18 protein-coding genes are annotated in these 20,334 nt (G+C 46.3%); 5 read left to right on the top strand and 13 right to left on the bottom strand.

Annotated elements, in window-relative coordinates; all coding sequences use genetic code 11:
- Nucleotides 1-10: 10 nt before the first annotated feature.
- From QZ331_RS07625 to QZ331_RS07595, 7 genes are all read right to left on the bottom strand, one after another.
- Nucleotides 11-1,555, bottom strand: a complete 1,545-nt coding sequence (locus QZ331_RS07625; protein ID WP_294629335.1) for an alpha-L-arabinofuranosidase C-terminal domain-containing protein — start codon at nt 1,553-1,555, stop codon at nt 11-13.
- 147 nt (nt 1,556-1,702) lie between these two features.
- Nucleotides 1,703-3,301 carry an FGGY-family carbohydrate kinase gene (locus QZ331_RS07620; protein WP_294629334.1) on the bottom strand — a complete coding sequence of 533 codons (1,599 nt, stop codon included), beginning with the start codon at nt 3,299-3,301 and terminating at the stop codon, nt 1,703-1,705.
- A 20-nt stretch (nt 3,302-3,321) separates the two neighbouring features.
- Nucleotides 3,322-4,848 (bottom strand): L-arabinose isomerase, encoded by a 1,527-nt coding sequence (araA, locus tag QZ331_RS07615; RefSeq protein WP_294629333.1) that lies wholly within the window; start codon nt 4,846-4,848, stop codon nt 3,322-3,324.
- A gap of 248 nt (nt 4,849-5,096) precedes the next feature.
- Nucleotides 5,097-5,780, bottom strand: a complete 684-nt coding sequence (locus tag QZ331_RS07610) for an L-ribulose-5-phosphate 4-epimerase (RefSeq protein ID WP_294629332.1) — start codon at nt 5,778-5,780, stop codon at nt 5,097-5,099.
- Between the two features lie 5 nt (nt 5,781-5,785).
- Nucleotides 5,786-6,463 carry an NUDIX domain-containing protein gene (locus QZ331_RS07605; protein WP_294629331.1) on the bottom strand — a complete coding sequence of 226 codons (678 nt, stop codon included), beginning with the start codon at nt 6,461-6,463 and terminating at the stop codon, nt 5,786-5,788.
- 23 nt (nt 6,464-6,486) lie between these two features.
- Nucleotides 6,487-8,181, bottom strand: coding sequence for a sodium:solute symporter (locus QZ331_RS07600; RefSeq protein ID WP_294629330.1), 1,695 nt, complete (start codon nt 8,179-8,181; stop codon nt 6,487-6,489).
- Nucleotides 8,182-8,206: 25 nt separating this feature from the next.
- On the bottom strand, nt 8,207-9,346 hold the full coding sequence (locus QZ331_RS07595) for an aldose epimerase family protein (RefSeq protein WP_294629329.1): 1,140 nt from the start codon (nt 9,344-9,346) through the stop codon (nt 8,207-8,209).
- 344 nt (nt 9,347-9,690) lie between these two features.
- On the opposite strand from QZ331_RS07595, the gene QZ331_RS07590 reads away from it, so the two are divergent.
- On the top strand, nt 9,691-11,685 hold the full coding sequence (locus tag QZ331_RS07590) for an alpha-L-arabinofuranosidase C-terminal domain-containing protein (protein ID WP_294629328.1): 1,995 nt from the start codon (nt 9,691-9,693) through the stop codon (nt 11,683-11,685).
- A gap of 78 nt (nt 11,686-11,763) precedes the next feature.
- Here the strand turns inward: QZ331_RS07590 and galK are convergent, their stop codons facing one another.
- The 3 genes from galK to QZ331_RS07575 are packed head-to-tail and all read right to left on the bottom strand — an operon-like array spanning nt 11,764 to nt 15,392.
- Nucleotides 11,764-12,918, bottom strand: a complete 1,155-nt coding sequence (gene galK, locus QZ331_RS07585; protein WP_294629327.1) for a galactokinase — start codon at nt 12,916-12,918, stop codon at nt 11,764-11,766.
- Between the two features lie 47 nt (nt 12,919-12,965).
- The gene (locus QZ331_RS07580) at nt 12,966-14,243 is read right to left on the bottom strand and encodes an MFS transporter (RefSeq protein WP_294629326.1); all 1,278 of its coding nucleotides are present in this window, start codon (nt 14,241-14,243) and stop codon (nt 12,966-12,968) included.
- A 51-nt stretch (nt 14,244-14,294) separates the two neighbouring features.
- Complete coding sequence (locus QZ331_RS07575) at nt 14,295-15,392, bottom strand: aldose epimerase family protein (protein WP_294629325.1); 1,098 nt, start codon at nt 15,390-15,392, stop codon at nt 14,295-14,297.
- Nucleotides 15,393-15,565: 173 nt separating this feature from the next.
- On the opposite strand from QZ331_RS07575, the gene QZ331_RS07570 reads away from it, so the two are divergent.
- A complete protein-coding gene (locus tag QZ331_RS07570; RefSeq protein WP_294629324.1) occupies nt 15,566-16,537 on the top strand; it encodes a type I phosphomannose isomerase catalytic subunit in 972 nt (323 codons plus the stop codon).
- Nucleotides 16,538-16,783: 246 nt separating this feature from the next.
- Here the strand turns inward: QZ331_RS07570 and QZ331_RS07565 are convergent, their stop codons facing one another.
- The 3 genes from QZ331_RS07565 to QZ331_RS07555 are packed head-to-tail and all read right to left on the bottom strand — an operon-like array spanning nt 16,784 to nt 17,648.
- The gene (locus tag QZ331_RS07565; RefSeq protein WP_294629323.1) at nt 16,784-17,041 is read right to left on the bottom strand and encodes a hypothetical protein; all 258 of its coding nucleotides are present in this window, start codon (nt 17,039-17,041) and stop codon (nt 16,784-16,786) included.
- Nucleotides 17,042-17,044: 3 nt separating this feature from the next.
- Nucleotides 17,045-17,407 (bottom strand): phage holin family protein, encoded by a 363-nt coding sequence (locus tag QZ331_RS07560; protein ID WP_294629322.1) that lies wholly within the window; start codon nt 17,405-17,407, stop codon nt 17,045-17,047.
- A gap of 31 nt (nt 17,408-17,438) precedes the next feature.
- Complete coding sequence (locus QZ331_RS07555) at nt 17,439-17,648, bottom strand: YtxH domain-containing protein (protein WP_294629321.1); 210 nt, start codon at nt 17,646-17,648, stop codon at nt 17,439-17,441.
- A gap of 200 nt (nt 17,649-17,848) precedes the next feature.
- Between QZ331_RS07555 and QZ331_RS07550 the strand changes: the two genes are divergently transcribed.
- From QZ331_RS07550 to cysQ, 3 genes are all read left to right on the top strand, one after another.
- The gene (locus tag QZ331_RS07550; RefSeq protein WP_294629320.1) at nt 17,849-18,619 is read left to right on the top strand and encodes an SDR family oxidoreductase; all 771 of its coding nucleotides are present in this window, start codon (nt 17,849-17,851) and stop codon (nt 18,617-18,619) included.
- 121 nt (nt 18,620-18,740) lie between these two features.
- Nucleotides 18,741-19,235, top strand: coding sequence for an SPOR domain-containing protein (locus tag QZ331_RS07545; RefSeq protein ID WP_294629319.1), 495 nt, complete (start codon nt 18,741-18,743; stop codon nt 19,233-19,235).
- Nucleotides 19,236-19,497: 262 nt separating this feature from the next.
- Nucleotides 19,498-20,325, top strand: coding sequence for a 3'(2'),5'-bisphosphate nucleotidase CysQ (gene cysQ / locus QZ331_RS07540; RefSeq protein WP_294629318.1), 828 nt, complete (start codon nt 19,498-19,500; stop codon nt 20,323-20,325).
- Nucleotides 20,326-20,334: the final 9 nt, after the last annotated feature.

The raw sequence follows: 20,334 nt of genomic DNA, 5'->3' as shown, positions 1-20,334 counted from the left end.
GTTGTTCGAACTACTGTAACTCCAAAGTTACAATCGATTTGGCAGGAAGTTTTACCTTCATTGTTCCTTTGCTGATTTTGACTTCTTTGAAAGGTGCCGGTTTTATCCTGTCCGGATTCTCAAAAGAATTGTAATCGGTCAGTCTGTCGGAAGTCAGGATTTCGCCGACGGCTTTTTTAGCTTTGGTGTCTCCTAAGTTGACGGTTATTTCCTGTGCTTCATCGGCGTTTACGTTCGAGAGGGAAATGTGGATGGTTCCGTCGGCGGCTTTCGAGGCAGTGGCGCTTACCATAGGTATGGTGCGGTTGCCGCGTACGTTCATCGTTTCGCAATTAAGCTCGATGGGGAGATAGGTGGCGTTCTGGTGCACCTTGTACATCTTGAATACATAGTAAGTGGGAGTGAGCACCATCTCTTTTCCTTTAGTGAGAATCATGGATTGCAGCACGTTGACGATTTGTGCGATGTTTGCCATTTTCAGGCGGTCGGTGTATTTGTGGAATACATCAAGGCTCAGTGAGGCGACGAAAGCATCGCGCAGCGTGTTTTGTTGGTAGAGGTGGCCGCGCACGGTTCCCGGTTCTTCGTCCCACCAGGTTCCCCATTCGTCGAGCAGAAGGGCGATTTTCTTCTCTTTGTCATATTTGTCCATGATGGCGCAGTGCTTTTTGATTACCTCTTCCACTTCCAGACATTTGCCTATTGTCCAGTAGTAGTCGTCCTTGTCGAACTTGGTGGCGGCTCCTTTGCTGCCGCTCCATCCTGTCACGGTGTAGTAGTGGAGCGAAAGCCCTTCCATACGGTGTCCTACGCGATTCATCAATACATCGGTCCATTTGTAGTCGTAGTCGCTGGCGCCACTGGCGATTTTGAACAGGCGGTTGCCGTCGTAGTTTCGGCAATAGGTGGAGTATCGGCGGTAGAGGTCGGAGTAATATTCCGGACGCATATTACCGCCACATCCCCAGCTTTCGTTTCCTACGCCGAGGTATTTCACCTTCCATGCTTTGTCGCGTCCGTTCTTGCGGCGCAGGTTTGCCATAGGAGAGTCACCTTCCGAAGTCATGTATTCCACCCATTTGGCAAGTTCCTCCACGGTTCCGCTACCTATGTTGCCGCTGATGTAAGGCTCGCAACCCAACATTTCGCAGAGGTTCAGGAATTCGTGTGTGCCGAAGCTGTTGTCTTCGATGGTTCCTCCCCAGTTGTTGTTCACCATTTTCGGACGGTTCTCTTTCGGGCCGATGCCGTCCATCCAGTGATACTCGTCGGCGAAGCAGCCGCCGGGCCAACGGAGTACGGGAACCGACAAGTCTTTCAAGGCGTTGAATACATCCGTGCGATATCCTTTGATATTGGGGATATCCGAATGTTCGCCTACCCAGAGTCCTCCGTAGATGCACGAACCTAAATGTTCGGCAAACTGGCCGTAGATTTCTTTGGGAATGATTTTCTTACCTTGCTCGGTGTGTACGGTGACGGTAGCGCTCTGTTGTGCGGAGAGTGATACGGATGCTGCTAAAAAAGCGGTACTGATTAATAGTTTTGTTTTCATAAAAAATGGTATTTGTTTGGATGATTGTTTTTGCAAATAAGATGTTTCTCAAGGTAATAAACTAAGAAGGTGTGCCCAGAGTGATAACTCTGTATAGCCTTGACACACCTTCGAAGTATAGTTGTTGCGGTTTAGGTCAGGTATTCGTTATTTGAACCGGGCGGCGGCTTCCTCGATGGGCAATCCTGCCTTGTAGTGTTCGATGTATGCATTGAATCCTGCCACGTCTTCGGGCGTGGGCGATACTTCGACACCGGCTTCACCGGCAAATACATACTCGTCCAAAAAATCGGCAAGCGATTGCTTCTTTTCATTGTTTACGAGGTAGGAACCTAACAGCGCGATACCCCATGCACCGCCTTCGCCGGCGGTCTCCATCACGGAGATGGGGGAGTTGATGGCGGCGGCAAGTACCCGTTGCCCTACGCCTTTGGTTCTGAACAATCCGCCGTGTCCGGTTATCCTGTCTACTTTCACTTTCTCTTCGTTGAACAGGATGTCGTTGCCTATTTTCAGTACGCCGACAGATGCATACAGGTGTGTACGCATGAAGTTTGCCAGACTGAACTTGTCGTTTGCCGAGCGTACAAATAAGGGTCTGCCGTCGGCAATACCCGTCACGGGCTCGCCCGAGATGTAGTTGTAGGAAAGCAGTCCGCCGCAGTCGGCATCGCCTGTGAGTGCGATGTTGTAGAGCTTGCCATAGATTTCATCCATGTTTACGGGAATACCCAACAACTCTTGGTATTCTTTGAATAGGTTGACCCATGCGTTGAGGTCGGACGTACAGTTGTTGCAGTGTACCATAGCGACAAGGCTGCCGTCGGGGGTAGTCACCATGTCAATCATTTCATAGGGTTTCGACAGCTCTTTCTCCAATACAATCATGGAGAAAGAAGAAGTTCCTGCCGACACATTTCCGGTGCGTTGCTTGACGGCGTTGGTGGCCACCATACCGGTTCCGGCATCTCCTTCCGGCGGGCATACCGGTATTCCTGCTTTCAAATGGCCCGACACATCGAGCCGCCGGTTTCCTTCCTGTGTGAGTGTACCGGCGTTTTCGCCTGCCGGCAATACGTCGGGCAGAATATCCTTCAGTGTCCAGCCGTATTCCTTTGGCGCAATGAGATTGTCGAACTTTGCCACCATTTCGGCAGCGTAGTTGCCGGTAGCCGGGTCGATGGGAAGCATCCCCGATGCATCCCCGATACCCAACACCTTTTCACCCGTTAGCTGCCAATGTACATATCCGGCGAGAGTGGTCAGGAACTTGATGTCCTTGACGTGCGTTTCGTTGTCCAGGATAGCCTGATACAAGTGCGAAATGCTCCATCTCAGAGGTATGTTGTAGACAAAAAGTTCGGACAAGGCTGCCGCCGCCTGTCCCGTATTCGTATTTCTCCATGTACGGAAAGGCACGAGAATCTCCTCTTTTTCGTTGAAAGGCATATACCCGTGCATCATGGCGCTTACGCCGATGGCTGCGAGACTTTCGATTTCGATGTCGCCATACTGTTTCTTAACGTTGGAACGCAGGTCGGCATAACAATCTTGCAATCCCGTCCAGATGGCTTCGATGCTGTACGTCCAAAGCCCGTCCACTAATTGGTTCTCCCAAGTGTGGCTGCCTTGAGCGATAGGCTTGTTCTTTTGGTCAATCAAGACAGCTTTGATTCGCGTCGAGCCGAGCTCTATACCCAAAATGGCTTTGCCTGCCTCGATGGTTGATTTGGCTTCTGATTTCATTTCACTAAACTGGTTAATCGTTAACAAAGCGCTTTGTTCAGCATATAATAAACCTCGTTCATGCGCAGTTCCTTCTTGAAATCGCTGATGGTCGTATCTTTGTTGATGTGCACCATTTCAATACCTGCGATTTCGGCGTAATCTTCCCAGTATTCGGCGGTGAGGTCGTAAGAGAAGCAAGAGTGGTGTGTACCGCCTGCCAAAATCCAGGCACCTGCGCCTACTTCGAGGTTAGGCATCGGAATCCAGAGAGCGGAAGCAACCGGCAGTTTGGGTAGCGGTTTCGGCTCGATACATTCCACATCGTTCACAATCAGGCGGAAGCGGTTGCCCATATCTACGATGGTAGCAGTGCAGCCTGTGCCTACTTTGGAAGTGAATACAAGGCGCGCCGTCTGACTCTTGCGGATACCTATACCGAGGAAGTGTACTTCCAGGCGGGGTTTGTTGGCTGCGATAAGCGGGCAGATTTCCAGCATATGCGATTGGAGGATGGAGCTGTTGGCGCCGTCGAAGTTCAGGGTATAGTCTTCTAAGAATGAGCAACCCTTCGGGAGTCCCTGGTTCATCACCCATACGGTGCGGTAAAGAGCGGCCGATTTCCAGTCGCCTTCGGCTCCGAATCCGTATCCTTCTGCCATCAGGCGTTGGGAAGCCAGTCCCGGTATCTGGTCGAAACCATTGTGTTCGATGTCTCCCAAATCGTCGAAGTTGGTGGTGAATCCTTTCGCGCCCTTCGCTTTCAGAATGGCACGGATGGCAAGTTCGGCTTTCGCTGCGTTCCATACTTTCTGATAAGCCTCGGTCGATTTGTCCTCCAAAGAAACATCGTGCTCGTATTCGTTGAAGTAGGTGGCAACCAATGCATCTACCTCTTCGTTTTTGATTGCTTTGTGGTATTCCATCAGTTCGCTTACCGGACAGTAGTCTACGTGATAGCCCATACGCTGTTCGGCTTCCACTTTGTCGCCATCGGTCACGGCTACGTTGTTCATCTGGTCGCCGAAACGGATAATCAGCATATCCTGCGAATCTGCCCAGCCGGCACAGACGCGCATCCAAACGGCAATCTTATGCAGCGTCTCCTCCTCTTTCCAATAGCCTACCACTACTTTGCGGCGGATGCGCATACGGGTACAGATATGTCCGAATTCGCGGTCGCCGTGGGCCGACTGGTTCAGGTTCATGAAGTCCATGTCCATAGTATCCCAGGGAATCTCTTTGTTGAACTGAGTGTGCAGGTGCAGCAACGGTTTCTTCAACTGTTGCAGACCGTGAATCCACATTTTGGCAGGAGAGAACGTATGCATCCAGGTGATGACGCCGATGCATTTGTCGTCGTTGTTGGCAGCCTTGAACACCGTTTCCACCTCTTTTGAAGAGTTGGCTGTTCCTTTATATATCACTTTGACGGGAAGTTTGCCCGATTCATTCAGTCCGTTTACCATTTCATTGGAGTGTGCGTCTACTGCGATTACCGCGTCGCCACCGTACAGGAGTTGTGCTCCTGTTACAAACCATACTTCATATTGATTAAATGCGTTCATAATCTTATTGTTTTAATGTTAAATTTATACTTTTCAATTCTTTAATTAATTGCTTTTTTCTCCTTGCGATAGGAGTGAATTGCAGGACATATATATCCCATTTCTACGGTATATATGTCCTACTTCCAGCATCTATATATCCAATCTCCTGCTTCTATATCTCCTGCGCGCAGCATCTATATGTACTGTAACCACTTGAATATGAGGTTGAAAATCCTTCATTTGGCGGGAAGGTTGCGGATAATCATTTACTGCCCGTAATAAGCGTTCGGGCCATGCTTACGGCTGAAATGCTTTTCCACCAGCAACGGATTCATCGTCAGATTGGGGTTCACGGCATAAGCGATGCTTGCCATCTTGGCCACCTGCTCCATCACTACGGCATTGTGCACAGCGTCGTTGGCATCCTTTCCCCAAGAGAAGGGCCCGTGGTTCTTTACTAAGACTCCCGGTGTATGTACGGGATTCAATCCTTCGAAGCGTTTCACAATCACATTGCCCGTTTCCAGTTCGTAGGCTCCCTTCACTTCCGCTTCCGTCATGTCTGCGGTGCAAGGGATGGCCTCATGGAAATAGTCGGCATGAGTGGTTCCGATATTCGGAATGTCGCATCCCGCCTGTGCCCAGGCCGTCGCATAAGTGGAGTGGGTGTGCACCACTCCGCCGATTTCCGCAAATGCTTTGTAAAGCACTACGTGGGTAGGAGTATCCGAGGAGGGTTTCAGCCGTCCTTCGACGACTTTACCTTCCAAATCCACTACCACCATATCTTCTGCTTTCATATCGTCATAGCTTACGCCACTGGGTTTGATGACAATCAATCCGCTTGCGCGGTCGATGGCCGAAACATTTCCCCAGGTAAAGATGACCAATCCATGCTTTACCAATTCGAGATTGGCATGAAATACTTTTTCTTTCAGTTCTTCCAGCATATTGATTATAATTTGAATTTCGGGTCTTTGCGGTACACTTTGCTGTTGAACTTGTACAAAGCTGCGCCGCGTTTTGACCCCAGTTTATCTATTTTGTCCGTCTTTTCTATATAGTCCATTCCGGCGACACGCTTGCGGAAGTTCCGTTTGTCTATGTCCTCGCCGTAGATGGCTTCGTAGAGACTTTGAAGTTGCGACAATGTAAAGAGTTTCGGCAGCAGGTTGAAACCGATAGGCTCGGACGAGGCTTTCTGCTTCATCAGTTGCCGTGCTCTTGCCACCATTTCGGGGTGGTCGAAAATCAGTTGGGGAAGCTCGTTGATGTTCACCCAGTAGGCGTTGTGCTTCTTCACCAGTTCACGGTCGTAGTCGTTGATGTTGATTAGTGCGTAATAGGCAACGGAGATTACCCGTTCTCCCGGGTCGCGGTCTATGGCTCCGAAAGCACCCACCTGTTCCATATACACATCTTCCAGTCCTGTAAGTTGTGCCAGTACGCGCTTGGCGGCTTCGTCCACACTTTCATTGTTTTGCACAAATCCGCCCATCAGCGACCACTCACCCTTTGCCGGTTCAAAGTTCCTTTTCAACAATAACAGGTTCAGTTCGCCTTCATTAAAGCCGAAGATGATGCAGTCGATACCGACATAAAAGGTCGGGTTTGCGCCGTAGTAGTTGTTCATTATTAGGTCGATATAAATTTATATTACCAGAAATACCAATAGAATGCTGCTGTGATGCCTAAGATGACTACGGTGTGTATAACGTCCCAAAGGTTCCAGCTTGTACGTGTAGCGTCTTTTTGTTCTTTGGTAGCCGTGCCGAATACCAGTCCCTGGATTTTTTCGGCTGCCGGAGCTTCTGTAGCCAAGCTCACTGCAATTACCACAATGATGCAGAACAGGAACATCCATCCGCAGAAGAACAGCCAGTTCATGTCATAGAACAAATATTTGAATGCTGACTCTGCGGCTCCATCTACATTGCTGTAATATACTTTGGCGCCTAAACGGGTCAAACCAATCACCATACCCGATATCAATCCCCACATACCCCCCTGGGCGGAAGTACGCTTCCAGCAGATACCTAATAAGAAAGCGGCGGCAATGCCCGGAGCCAGTACGGACTGGACATCCTGCAAATAGGTATAAAGCACATCACCTACGCTGCGCATGATGGGAATCCAAAGAATACCCAAGACAACGATAACCACGGTGGCCGCCTGACCGATACCTACCAGTTTCTTTTCCGGTGTCTCCGGTTTGAAACGTTTGTAAAAGTCGATGGTGAACAGCATGGCAGATGAATTAAACAGAGAGGCCAAAGAACTCATCAGGGCAGCGAGAATTCCACATACCACCAAACCTTTCACGCCGGCAGGGAGCAATTTGGCTACCAATGTCGGGAAAGCAGCATCGGCATTTGCATTACCATTGGCAAGCATCGGAAGGAAGCCTTCGCCGCCGGCACCGATATATTTCTGATGCAGCGCAAATGCAATCATACCCGGAATCAGGAACAGGAATACAGGCAGCAACTTCAGATATGCGCCGAAGATAGTACCACGGCGTGCTTCCGTTTCATTCTTTCCGGAAAGTACGCGCTGTACGATAAACTGGTCGGTACACCAGTACCAGAAACCGATAATGGCTGAACCAATCAGAGCACCCAGCCAGGGGAAGTTTGCGTCGTCATTGCTGCGAATGAGGTTGGTCATTGTATCGCCGTACTCATTGACGGTTACGGCACCACAGACTCTCATCATCTCGTCCCATCCGCCAAGCTCCTTGAAACCGAGCACAAGGATGATTAATGAGCCTAACAGAAGGATAGGAGTCTGAAGTACGGAAGTGTATAATACAGATTTCATACCGCCGAAGATGGTGTAGAGTGCAGTCAGCACTACCAGTCCGATGGCTGCAATCCAGAAGAAATCGATTCCCCATAGCTCTTTGATTCCGAATACCTGTTGGAATACCAGTCCGCCGGCATATACGGTTACAGCTACTTTTGTCAACACATAACTGACCAGAGAGATGACTGACAGAATGGTACGCGACTGGGGATTGTAACGGCGTTCCAAGAATTCGGGCATGGTATATACCATGCTTCGTGTATAGAATGGCACGAATACCCATCCTAAAATCAGAATCATCCATCCCTGTATCTCCCAGTGTGCCATTGCCATACCGCTGGATGCTCCTGCGCCCGCCAGGCCTATCAAGTGTTCGGAACCGATGTTTGAGGCGAAGATAGAGGCTCCGATTGCAAGCCATGTTGCGTCGCGCCCGCCTAAGAAATAATCCGCCGAGTCGTTTTGTTTTTGTCTGACTACCCAGACGATAATACCGATTAGAGCCAAGAAGAAAACTCCAATTACTAACCAATCTAATGCTTCCACAATAAGTCTGATTTATAAGTTAATATTATTTCTCTACAGAGAATTTGAAAATACATTCGCTGTTGTATGTCTGTCCCGGTTCCAAAACCACTGAAGGCCAGTCTGCCTTGTTGGGGCTGTCGGGATAGTGTTGTGTCTCCAGGCAAACGGAAGCCCGTTGGTTGTAAACGATTCCCTTTTTGCCTGTCACGGTTCCGTCGAGGAAGTTGCCGGTATAAACTTGGATACCCGGTTCGTTGGTATATACTTCCAGGGTAATTCCGCTTTCGGGAGAAGTCAGTCGGGCAGCTACTTGAGAGATATCCCCTTTTGTATTCAGTACCCAGTTATGGTCATATCCGTTTCCGTTTTTTAATTGAATGAAATCGTAGTTGTTGATATCCTGCTCTACTGTTTTCGGAGTAGTGAAGTCCATCGGCGTATTTTTTACCGGAGCTATTTCGCCTGTTGTCATGAAGGTACTGTCTACCGGAGTATAGTAGTCGGCGTTTACATACATGATATTGTCAGTAGAAGTTTTCGACGGATTACCTGCTAAGTTGAAATAAGAGTGGTTGGTCATGTTGATAATCGTCTTTTTATCAGTAGTGGCGCTGTATCTGATGTCGATAGCGTTGTCCTCGGTCAGTTGGTAAGTTACTTTGGCTGTCACGTTGCCCGGGAAATTTTCATCGCCATCGGGCGAGATAAGAGTCAGCTCCAGAGTCGTCGGGTCGATGAGGCTTGCTTCGTAGACTTGGTATTGCCAGCCTTTCGGACCACCGTGCAGACAATGTCCGAAGTTGTTCTGTGCCAGTTGGACGGTGTCGCCGTCCAAGACAAAACGTCCCTGATTGATGCGATTGGCATATCGTCCGATGGAAGCGCCGAAGTCGCTTGGCACATTGATATAATCGGCAATGCTGTCGAAACCTAATACCACGTCCTGCATCTTTCCGTTTTTGTCCGGTACCATAATAGATACGATACGTCCTCCGAAGTTAGTGATGCACACTTCCATGCCTGCCTTATTCTTTAATGTATAAAGATTGGTTTTGGCCTTATTCACTTCTGTTTGAAAATTTGCTGGATTGAGCCCGGATAGAGTCAGTTCGGAAGCCGGCTTGTCATAGCACGCCGATAACATCAGAGCGGCAATTCCCGCAAATAGAAAATGTTTCTTCATGGTTCTGTTTTTAATGTAAATGAGATGCTTATCTTAATTTGGGTGTAAAAGTAACACTTTGATTTGGTGTAGCAAGTACACTCTTATATGTTATGCAGCATAAAAGGCTTTTTCAGTATTACCTTATTAATATACGAATCTGTCGGTAGGTCATTTTAGGTCTTGGTTCGTACCCTAATTACAGTCGGTGAATGGAAAATTGTGCAAATGAATGGAAATTGGTCCTTTTTGACTGAAAAACACCTATGAATGGTGAGATTGGATAAAAAGAGAATTAAGAATCTGATTACCTTTGCAGGACACGAATGGAATAAAACGAAACCATATATAATTTTATTGAAACCATGAGAAGATACACAGAAATCGTGGCTGCATTAGCCTTATCTGCCGGAATGGCACTTCATGCGCAAACCAATGAAATGGTGATACAAACCAAAAAGCTGGGAGCGGAAATTCAACCTACCATGTACGGACTCTTTTTTGAGGATATCAACTATGCTGCCGATGGCGGACTCTATGCCGAACTGGTCAAGAACCGCTCATTTGAGTTTCCCCAACATCTGATGGGGTGGAATACCTATGGAATGGTGTCGTTAATGGACGACGGCCCTTTTGAACGCAATCCTCATTATGTACGTCTTTCCAACCCGGGACACGCACATAAGCATACCGGACTTGACAATGAAGGCTTTTTCGGTATCGGCGTTAGGAAAGGGGAGGAGTATCGTTTTTCCGTTTGGGCGCGTCTGCCGCAGGGAAGTGCAAAAGAAACTTTGCGAATCGAACTTGTAGATACTAAGTCAATGGGCGAACACCAGGCTTTTGCCACACAGAATCTTACTGTTGATTCAAAAGAATGGAAAAAATACCAGGTTGTCCTGAAACCGGGAATAACCCATCCTAAAGCTACCCTCCGCATTTTTCTTACTTCCAAAGGAACAGTAGACTTGGAACATATTTCCCTTTTTCCCGTAGATACCTGGAAGGGACACGAAAACGGACTTCGCAAAGACTTGGCGCAGGCTTTGGCGGATATTCATCCGGGAGTTTTCCGCTTTCCCGGTGGTTGCATTGTAGAAGGTACGGACTTGGAAACCCGTTACGACTGGAAGAAATCGGTAGGTCCTGTAGAAAATCGTCCTTTGAACGAGAATCGCTGGCAGTACACTTTTACCAACCGTTTCTTCCCCGATTATTACCAAAGTTACGGGTTGGGATTCTATGAATACTTCCTGTTGTCTGAGGAAATGGGAGCAGAACCGCTGCCGATTCTGAACTGCGGGCTGTCATGTCAATATCAGAACAACGACCCGAAAGCACACGTTGCAGTTTGCGATTTAGACCGCTACATTCAAGATGCGCTCGACTTGATTGAGTTTGCCAATGGCGATGTGAACACAACTTGGGGAAAAGTGCGTGCCGAGATGGGGCATCCGGCTCCTTTCAATCTGAAATTTGTCGGTATCGGTAACGAACAATGGGGAAGAGAATATCCCGAACGCCTTGAACCGTTTATCAAGGCTATCCGCAAAGCGTATCCTGATATGAAGATTGTGGGAAGTTCCGGCCCGAATTCCGAAGGGAAAGAGTTTGATTATTTATGGCCTGAAATGAAACGTCTGAAAGCTGATTTGGTGGACGAGCATTTCTACCGTCCCGAAAGTTGGTTTTTGGCTCAAGGTGCACGTTATGATAATTATGACCGTAAAGGTCCGAAAGTGTTTGCCGGTGAGTATGCTTGCCACGGGAAAGGGAAGAAATGGAATCATTTCAATGCTGCTTTGCTCGAAGCTGCTTTCATGACGGGTTTGGAGCGTAATGCTGATATTGTTCATATGGCTACCTATGCTCCGCTTTTCGCCCATGTGGAGGGCTGGCAATGGCGTCCGGATATGATTTGGTTCGATAACTTGAATACCGTGCGTACGGCAAGCTATTATGTGCAACAACTGTTTGCACACAATAAAGGAACCAATGTTCTTCCGCTTACCATGAACAAGAAAAATGTAACGGGAGCCGAAGGGCAGAACGGGCTTTTTGCCAGTGCCGTATATGATAGGAATAAGAATGAAGTGATTGTAAAGGTTGCCAATACTTCCGGCATGGTTCAATCTATTTCGTTGAACTTCGCAGGATTGAAGAAACAAGACGTACTCTCGAACGGACGTTGTATTAAGTTTCATTCATCTGATTCGGATAAGGACAATACGCTTGAACACCCCTTTGCCATCATTCCGCAAGAGAGTCCGATATCCATTGAGGGACATATCTTTACGACTGAGTTGAAATCGAATACCTTTGCTGTTTATAAATTCACCAAGAAACAATCCCATAGATAGCAGGTTTTACTGATAGAAAAGAAGGGCGGCTATCGTGATGGAAGCCGCCCTTCTTAATTATTTATTTTGAATAATTTCTTATTCCAGTCTACGGGAACCGTCGCCGATTACCACGTCATACACTTTCGGGCTTCTGCCGAATTTAGCTTTGAAAGCTTCTTTTGTCTTTTCAACAAAGTTGTCATACAACTCGTTCTTGACGAGATTGATAGTACAACCGCCGAAGCCGCCGCCCATCACGCGTGAACCGGTTACACCGCATTCTTTGGCACAATCATTCAAGAAGTCGAGTTCTTCGCAGCTTACTTCGTACAACTTGCTCATACCGTGATGCGTTTCGTACATCTTCTGACCTACAGTTTCGTAATCGTCTCTCTCCAAAGCATCGCAAACGTCGAGCACACGTTGGATTTCTTCGATTACATATTCTGCACGCATATAGTCTTCATCGCTGATATCGGCTTTCGCTTCTTGTAACATTTCCATTGTACAGTCGCGCAGGAATTCTACGTGCGGGTGTTTCTTTTGGATAGCGGCAACGGCAGCTTCGCAACTTTGACGACGCTTGTTGTAAGCGGAGGAAGCCAATTCGTGTTTCACCACTGAATCCATCAAAACCAAACGGTAACCTTCCGGATGGAACGGGAAATACTGATATTCCAATGAACGGCAATCCAAACGAATCAGACTACCTGCTTTACCGAATACGGAAGCGAACTGGTCCATGATACCGCAGTTCACGCCACAATAATTGTGCTCTGTAGCCTGACCTACCTTTGCCAATTCAAATTTGTCTATTTTGTTTTCACCGAACAGTTCATTCAATGCGAAAGCATAAGTACTTTCCAAAGCTGCGGAAGAAGACATACCTGCACCCAGAGGTACATCGCCTGCAAAAGCAGTATTGAATCCTTTTACGTCAACGCCACGTTTGATCATTTCACGGCAAACACCGAAAATGTATCTTGCCCAACTTGCACGCGGAGCGTCTTCTTCGTTCAAGCCAAATTCTACGTAGTCTTTCAAGTCAATGGAGTACGCTCTTACTTTGTCGGTGCCGTTCGGCTTGATTTCGGCAATCATACCTTTGTCTACTGCGCCCGGAAATACGAATCCGCCGTTGTAGTCGGTGTGTTCGCCAATCAGGTTGATACGTCCCGGCGAAGCATATATAAATCCTGTAGTGCCATCAAAATGTTTAATGAAGCGACTTCTTACGTGTTCTATATCCATGATAATTTAAGTTTATAAGGTGAATAAATTATGTTCAGTGGTAGATTTTATTCTACCGGAATATCTTTATTTACGTTTTTGCAGCCAATCTTGCTATAGTACAGGATGTACACTAACATAGCGATAATCAGCCAGTAGCTTGTAATCGGATTGGTTGCTTTGGCGATGAAGTCCTGAATCAACGGCATGATACCGCCACCGACTACCATCATCATGAACAAACCGGATGCAGCAGCCGTGTATTTGCCCAATCCTTCTACAGCGAGGTTGAAGATACCGCCCCACATTACAGAAGTGGAAAGTCCGCATATAGCAATGAGGAAACATTTCATCGGGATTTCATTTCCTTTGAATTCTACTGTGATTGTTTCGGGCATCAGAATAGCAATCAGCAACATGATAATGGCGAACAGAGAAACGGCAGTCATCTGCGCTGTAGTAGAGATTTTACCGCTGATGATACTGCTGGAAGCACGGCCGATAAGCATCAGGAACCAATAGCTGGCAGCCAATGTACCACCGATAGCGGCAGAGCCCTCGAATCCCAAGTTAGTGATGTAGAAGTTCAACTGTGCCGGTATACCGATTTCTACACCTACATAGAAGAAGATGGCGATAACGCCCAACAGACAGTGGCGGAAAGCCAACGGGCTGTGTTCGAACTTAGTATTGCCTGTATTGGCTTGCGGTTCGGGAATGGCAACGAATGAAATGATGAAGAATGACAAAATGAAAATACCGATACCGATGAATAAGAGAGGAGCTACATTGCTCATGCTTGTTTCGGCAGTTACTTGTCCGATTAATACACCTACCAACAGCGGGGTCAGTGTTCCGGTCAGTGAGTTCAATGTACCACCGATTTGAATCAACTGGTTTCCTTTGTTACCGCCGCCGCCTAAGAGGTTCAGCATCGGGTTTACTACAGTATTCAGCATACATACACAGAAACCGCAGATGAATGCGCCTAACAGATAGATGATAAGGTTGAGGGCAACAATCTGACCGTCGTAAGTGAAAGTTTCGATATCTGCTCCGAAAATGCTGGAGAGATATTGTACTATCAATCCGATAGCACCTACTGCCAATGCACTCAAGGCTGTTTTCTTGTAACCGTATTTAACGAGCATTTTACCTGCGGGGATACCCATGAACAGGTAAGCTGCAAAGTTCATCATATTTCCCATCATGGCTGCCCAGCTATATTGGAATCCCCAGATGTTGCCGAACGGAGCCGCCATATTGGTAACAAACGAAATCATCGCAAAAATAAAGCACATGGTGATAATAGCGATGAGATTACCACTCTTTTTTTCTTGTGTCATGATTTAAAAAAAATGTTAGTTTATAAAATTAGGTTAGTTGTTTTTCTGTTGTTATTCTTCTACGGAGAATTTGTAAATCGTGATTTGCTGGTACTCATCACCCGGGAGTAAGGTTGCCGACGGGAAATGGGGTTTGTTCGGAGTATCCGGGAAGCATTGTGCTTCAAAGCAGATGGCACTTCTTGCAGGGAATGTCGCACCGTGTGCTCCTTCAAAGCCGTTGAGCCAGTTGCCGGTATAAAGTTGTACGCCGGCTTCGGTGGTGTACACTTCCATAATACGACCGCTTTCGGGGTCTTTGCAGGTGGCAGCCAAATCGAGCGAGCCGCTTTCTATTTTGTTCAGTACATAGCAGTGATCATATCCTGCACCGAATATTAATTGTTGGAATTTGTCGTCAATACGCTCGCCTACGGTATGCGGAGTACGGAAGTCCATCGGAGTTCCCTCTACTGTGGCAATTTCTCCTGTCGGGATGGAAACTTCGTCGATGGGGGTATAGAAATCTGCGTTGATGGTGACAATGTGGTTGTTGACAGTAGGAGTGGGGTTGGCGATGCCGGCAAGATTAAAGAAACCGTGGTTGGTCAGGTTTACCACTGTGGCCTTGTCGGTAGTGGCACGGTATTCGATATTCAGTGCGTTTACTTCGTTGTCCAGCCGATAGGTCATTTCTACTTCGAGATTGCCGGGGAAACCCTCTTCGCCGTCGGCAGAAACATAAGTGAACTGTACGGTGCTTTCGTCAATCTGGACAGCATCCCAAACACGGGCGTGGAAACCGGTAGGTCCACCATGAAGGGAATTAGGACCGTTGTTGATTGTAAGTTCGTGTTCTTCGCCGAACAAGGTGAATTTTCCTTTGGCGATGCGGTTGCCGTAGCGTCCGATAGTAGTGTTTAAGAAAGGTTCCGGGCTGTTGACTACGTGGTCGATGCTGTCGTGACCAAGAATCACATTGGCATACTTGCCGTTTTTATCCGGAACCATAATGGAGAGAATGGCGCATCCGTAATTGGTTACAGCTACTTCCATTCCCTTTGCGTTTTTGAGGATAAATAAGTCTGTTTTCTTATTGTTTATCTCCTTTTGGAAATCTTCGCGGCTGAGCCCTGAAAGATTCCCTTCTGTTGGGAATGTGTTATTCATGTCTGATATGATTAAAATTTACTGCAAATAAAAGGAAATTCTTTCTTACTCACAAATTATTCCGATTAAATATAAGAAGTACTTCAAAAACTAAACTATTTTTCGTATGTTTGCATCGGGGATTGTTACAATCCGTGCGAATTTAATCTAAGTTTATAACAAGAAAAACAAAAATGTATCCATTAAAATTCGAACCTATTCTGAAGCAGACGCTTTGGGGGGGCGACAAGATTATTCCGTTCAAGCGTTTGAACGCTGACTTGAAAGGGGTAGGCGAAAGCTGGGAGATTTCCGGCGTTGAAGATAATGAATCCGTAGTGGCTAATGGCCCGGATAAAGGTTTAACCTTGACCGATATGGTAAGAAGGTATCGCGAGGAACTGGTGGGCGAAGCGAATTATGCACGCTTCGGCAATAAATTTCCGTTGCTCATAAAGTTCATTGACGCGCGCGAAGATTTGTCAATCCAGGTGCATCCGGCAGACGATTTGGCAAAAAAACGTCATAACTCGATGGGAAAAACCGAAATGTGGTATGTGGTAGATGCGGATAAAGGAGCTAAATTGCGTTCGGGATTTTCCGAACAGATTACTTCAAAAGAATATAAGGAGCGTGTGTTGAACAACACAATCACCGATGCACTGCAAGAGTATGAGGTTCATCCGGGGGATGTGTTCTTTCTTCCTGCCGGACGTGTGCACAGCATCGGAGCCGGTTCATTCATTGCCGAGATTCAGCAGACTTCCAATATAACATATCGCATCTACGACTTTAACCGTAAGGATGCAAATGGAAAAACGCGCGAACTGCATACTGATTTGGCACGCGAAGCCATCAACTACGAAGTGCTGGACGACTACCGTACCAAATACGATGCAGTGAAGGACGAACCGGTGGAATTGGTTGCCTGTCCTTATTTCACGACTTCTTTGTATGATATGACGGAAGAAATCAGTTGCGACTATTCGGAACTGGACTCATTTGTGATTTTTATCTGTATGGAAGGTGCGTGTAAGGTGAAGGACAATGAGGGCAACGAACTGACGGTCAGTGCGGGCGAATCTATTCTGCTTCCCGCTACTACGCAGGATGTCACTATTACTCCCGAAGGAGGAAATGTGAAGTTGCTTGAAACATACGTGTAAGTTTTTACTTGCATACAGTTGAAGTCATCCGACTTTGTCCCGTTATTGTAGTGGCAAAGTCGGATGGCTTTTTTTATGATGATTAACCGCATGACTTGGATAAGTCTACTGTATGACTTGGTTATATCTACCGTATAAGTTGGACAAATCTACCGCATGAGTTGGGCATATCTACCGTATGAATTAGTCACATTTACCGCATGATTTGACCAATATGTCCTACGATTTAAAAGTAAGATAACGTCTTTATTTAAAACTTCTGAAATACCTCCGTACTTTCCGCATTATTTTTATTCCCATCATTGCTCCGTCAAAAATCGCCATACCTGTATTGAACGAACGCATGATGGAGTCCGCCTTATTGGCTGCCGGCGCTACCGGAGCGAATATTTCGCGGGCGGTGTCTGTCATTGCCTTTTTCCGGTCTTGAATCTCACTTTGTAGTTGTTTCTTGCGCTCGGTGATTTCTTCTAAAGTATATTTATGTATTGTCTGCGAACTCATAACTTATTTATTTGAATCGGTTAGAAATAAATTAGCGAGGAAGTTGACCAGGGGTGAGATGATAAGCCGCTTCCGGAAAATCACAATAAGGGCTATGATAGCAAGATTAATACCGGCTATGATAGCAAAACTTGCCATAAGCCCTCCGACAAATGGCTCCAAGATATAAGCCAGTGTGAAAAGCAGATAAAACAGAGCTACCATGCCAAGAATAATAAGTATCAAAACCATGATTAACGTAGAGAAAAGTATGGTTAGCTTTTCCGTTAACTCCAATTTGGCATACTCCTTTTGCAGTTCCAGGTATTTCTTGAACTCGAAAAATAACTGCTGAAAATTCTCAATACTTTTATCGTCTCCAAACATAGCTGCTCTGTTTTAAATCCTTAATTCTACTTTATTCTGCTATTTCTCCTTTCATCTCGGCTGCAATCTCCTCTACGAGACTTTCCATTTCGTTGCGGTTGAGCTTGATTCCTTTCTTGCGAAGAATCTCTGCGATTTTGTGACGAGTGTCTTCTCCTTTATCGGGAGCAAATAAAATACCCAGGGCTGCGCCTACGGCTGCACCACCTAAAAAAGCTGCTAATACATTTAATCCTTTCATAATTGTAATTTTTTTATTGATTACGATACAACAAATATAACATTTTTCTCAAAAGGTTGTTCATGCAAGCCGGAAAAAACACCTTGCTTTTTAATTCTTTTTTTCTTTTGTGGCTCTTAATCTTATTTAACGGGCTTCGCAGGGTAACCAACAGGACTTAAGGCTACTTTTGCTACCAAAATTCTATAAACCGAAACATAATGGATAATAAAGTTGTTTTAATTACGGGAGCCACCAGTGGAATTGGTGAGGCTTGTGCCCGTAAATTTGCAAAAGAAGGATGGAACTTGATTTTGAACGCTCGCAATGCTTCAAAATTGGAGAAGTTGATAGAAGAGCTGGAGATGGAATATCCCACACTGAAAATCTGTCCGTTTCTTTGCGACGTGCGCAACCGTGAACAGATAAAAGCCGCACTGGAAGGCTTGCCGTCGGAATGGACTGAAATCGATTTGTTGATAAACAACGCCGGACTGGTAATCGGAGTGGATAAGGAATTCGAAGGCAGTTTGGACGAATGGGATATCATGATTGATACGAATATAAAAGGCCTGTTGGCTATGACACGTCTCGTAGTTCCTGGTATGATAGAACGCGGCCGGGGACATATTGTCAACATCGGTTCTATTGCCGGTGATGCCGCTTATCCGGGCGGAAGCGTGTATTGCGCTACAAAAGCAGCCGTGAAGGCTCTGTCGGACGGTTTGCGTATTGACTTGGTAGATACTCCCTTGAGGGTTACCAATATCAAGCCGGGTATGGTGGAGACCAATTTCTTGGTGGTGCGTTATCGGGGCGATAAGGAGGCAGCTGATAACTTCTACAAAGGAATACGCCCGTTGACGGGAGAGGATGTTGCCGAAACGGTTTATTTTGCAGCGTCGGTCCCGGAGCATATTCAGATTGCAGAAGTGCTTTTGATGCCTACCAATCAGGCAACGGGGACGATTTCGTATAAGAAAAAGGTGTGATAGACGGTTTTTTCGTTGGGATTTCTTTGTCGGGTGATAAAAATTCTATTATTTTGTTGCCCGAAATTAAAGACAGATGAACCGGAACGTTGAATTATTAATTAAACAAAGTAATAGGATTATGAAAAAATTGATTGTATTAGGAATGGGAGTATGCTTGATACTGGCCTTTACATCTTGTAAATCCAGCGAAAGTGCCTATAAGAAAGCCTATGAGAAAGCAAAACAGCAGGAATTGGCAGAACCGCAAGTGGAAGTTCCAGTAGAGGTGACTCCCGTGGTTGCAGCTCCTGTGACAACGCCTAAAGTGGCAGATACATCTGGCGTTCGCCAGGAAAAGGTGACAGTGGTTTCGGGCAATGAAGGATTGAAGGATTACAGCATCGTGGCAGGTAGCTTCGGTGTAAAAGCAAATGCCGAAGGATTGAAGGATTGGTTGGACGCGCAAGGCTATCGGTCTACTATCGCGTTTAATGCAGAAAAGGCTATGTATCGTGTCATTGTAAGCTCATTTGCCGATAAAGCTGCTGCTGCCGAGGCTCGCGACGCATTCAAAGCTAAATATCCGAACCGTTCGGATTTCCAGGGAGCTTGGTTGCTGTACCGTGTATATTGATTTCTTTTTGGTAATACATAATTGGGAAGGATAGAAGTTCTTTTCCGAATAAGAAGGCGGTAACTGGGAAGTTACTGCTTTTTTATTGGGAAGGAAGAAAATACGTTTAGATATTTTTATCTTTCTACTAAAAGAAGTTATAAATAACAGCAAGGAAACTTTTATAGCAAAGAAAGTTTTTACTTTTGTCAATTCTTAGAGACTGTTTAAGTTGGAGAATTTACAGCCTTGATGCAGGCAAGGTGTTTAATGAAGGAATTGAATGGAACAGAAATACATAATGGCTGCTATCGACGCAGCATTGAAAGCCGGTAGAGATATACTTTCTATTTATGAAGACCCGACATCGGATTTTGGGATAGAACGAAAGGCCGATAACTCTCCGTTGACAATAGCAGACAGAAAGGCGCATGAGACGATTGTCGCTGTCTTGAAGGAGACTCCTTACCCTATTCTGAGTGAAGAGGGGAAACATTTGGATTATGAAGTGCGTCGTTCGTGGGAGACTTTATGGATTGTAGACCCGTTGGACGGGACAAAAGAGTTTATCAAACGGAACGGTGAATTTACCGTTAATATCGCTTTGGTGCAGAATTCCGTGCCTGTGATGGGCGTTATTTATGTGCCGGTAAGAAAAGAACTTTATTTTGCTGTTGAAGGTGCGGGAGCTTACAAATGTTCAGACATTTTCAGTCTGGAGGAGAGCGGAGTGCTGTCGTTGGAACAGATGATGAAAGCCTTGGAACGTATGCCGTCGGAGGGAGGACACGAGCGTTTCATAGTAGTGGCTTCCCGTTCGCATCTCTCGCCGGAAACGGAAGAGTATATTGCGGATTTGAAAAAGAAACACGGCAGCGTCGAACTGATATCCAGTGGAAGTTCCATCAAAATCTGTCTGGTTGCGGAAGGAAAGGCTGATGTATATCCGCGTTTTGCCCCGACAATGGAGTGGGACACGGCTGCCGGTCATGCGATAGCCCGTGCTGCCGGAATGGAAGTGTATCAGGCAGGAAAAGAGGAACCTTTGCGATATAACAAAGAAGATTTACTGAATCCGTGGTTTATCGTTGAACCCAAAAGAGAACACTAATTAATGCTT

It is taken from the genome of uncultured Bacteroides sp., assembly GCF_910586915.1.
In the GTDB taxonomy this organism is placed as follows: Bacteria; Bacteroidota; Bacteroidia; order Bacteroidales; family Bacteroidaceae; genus Bacteroides.
Note: the sequence above shows the minus strand (reverse complement) of the source record. Positions and strands in the feature narration are given on the sequence as shown.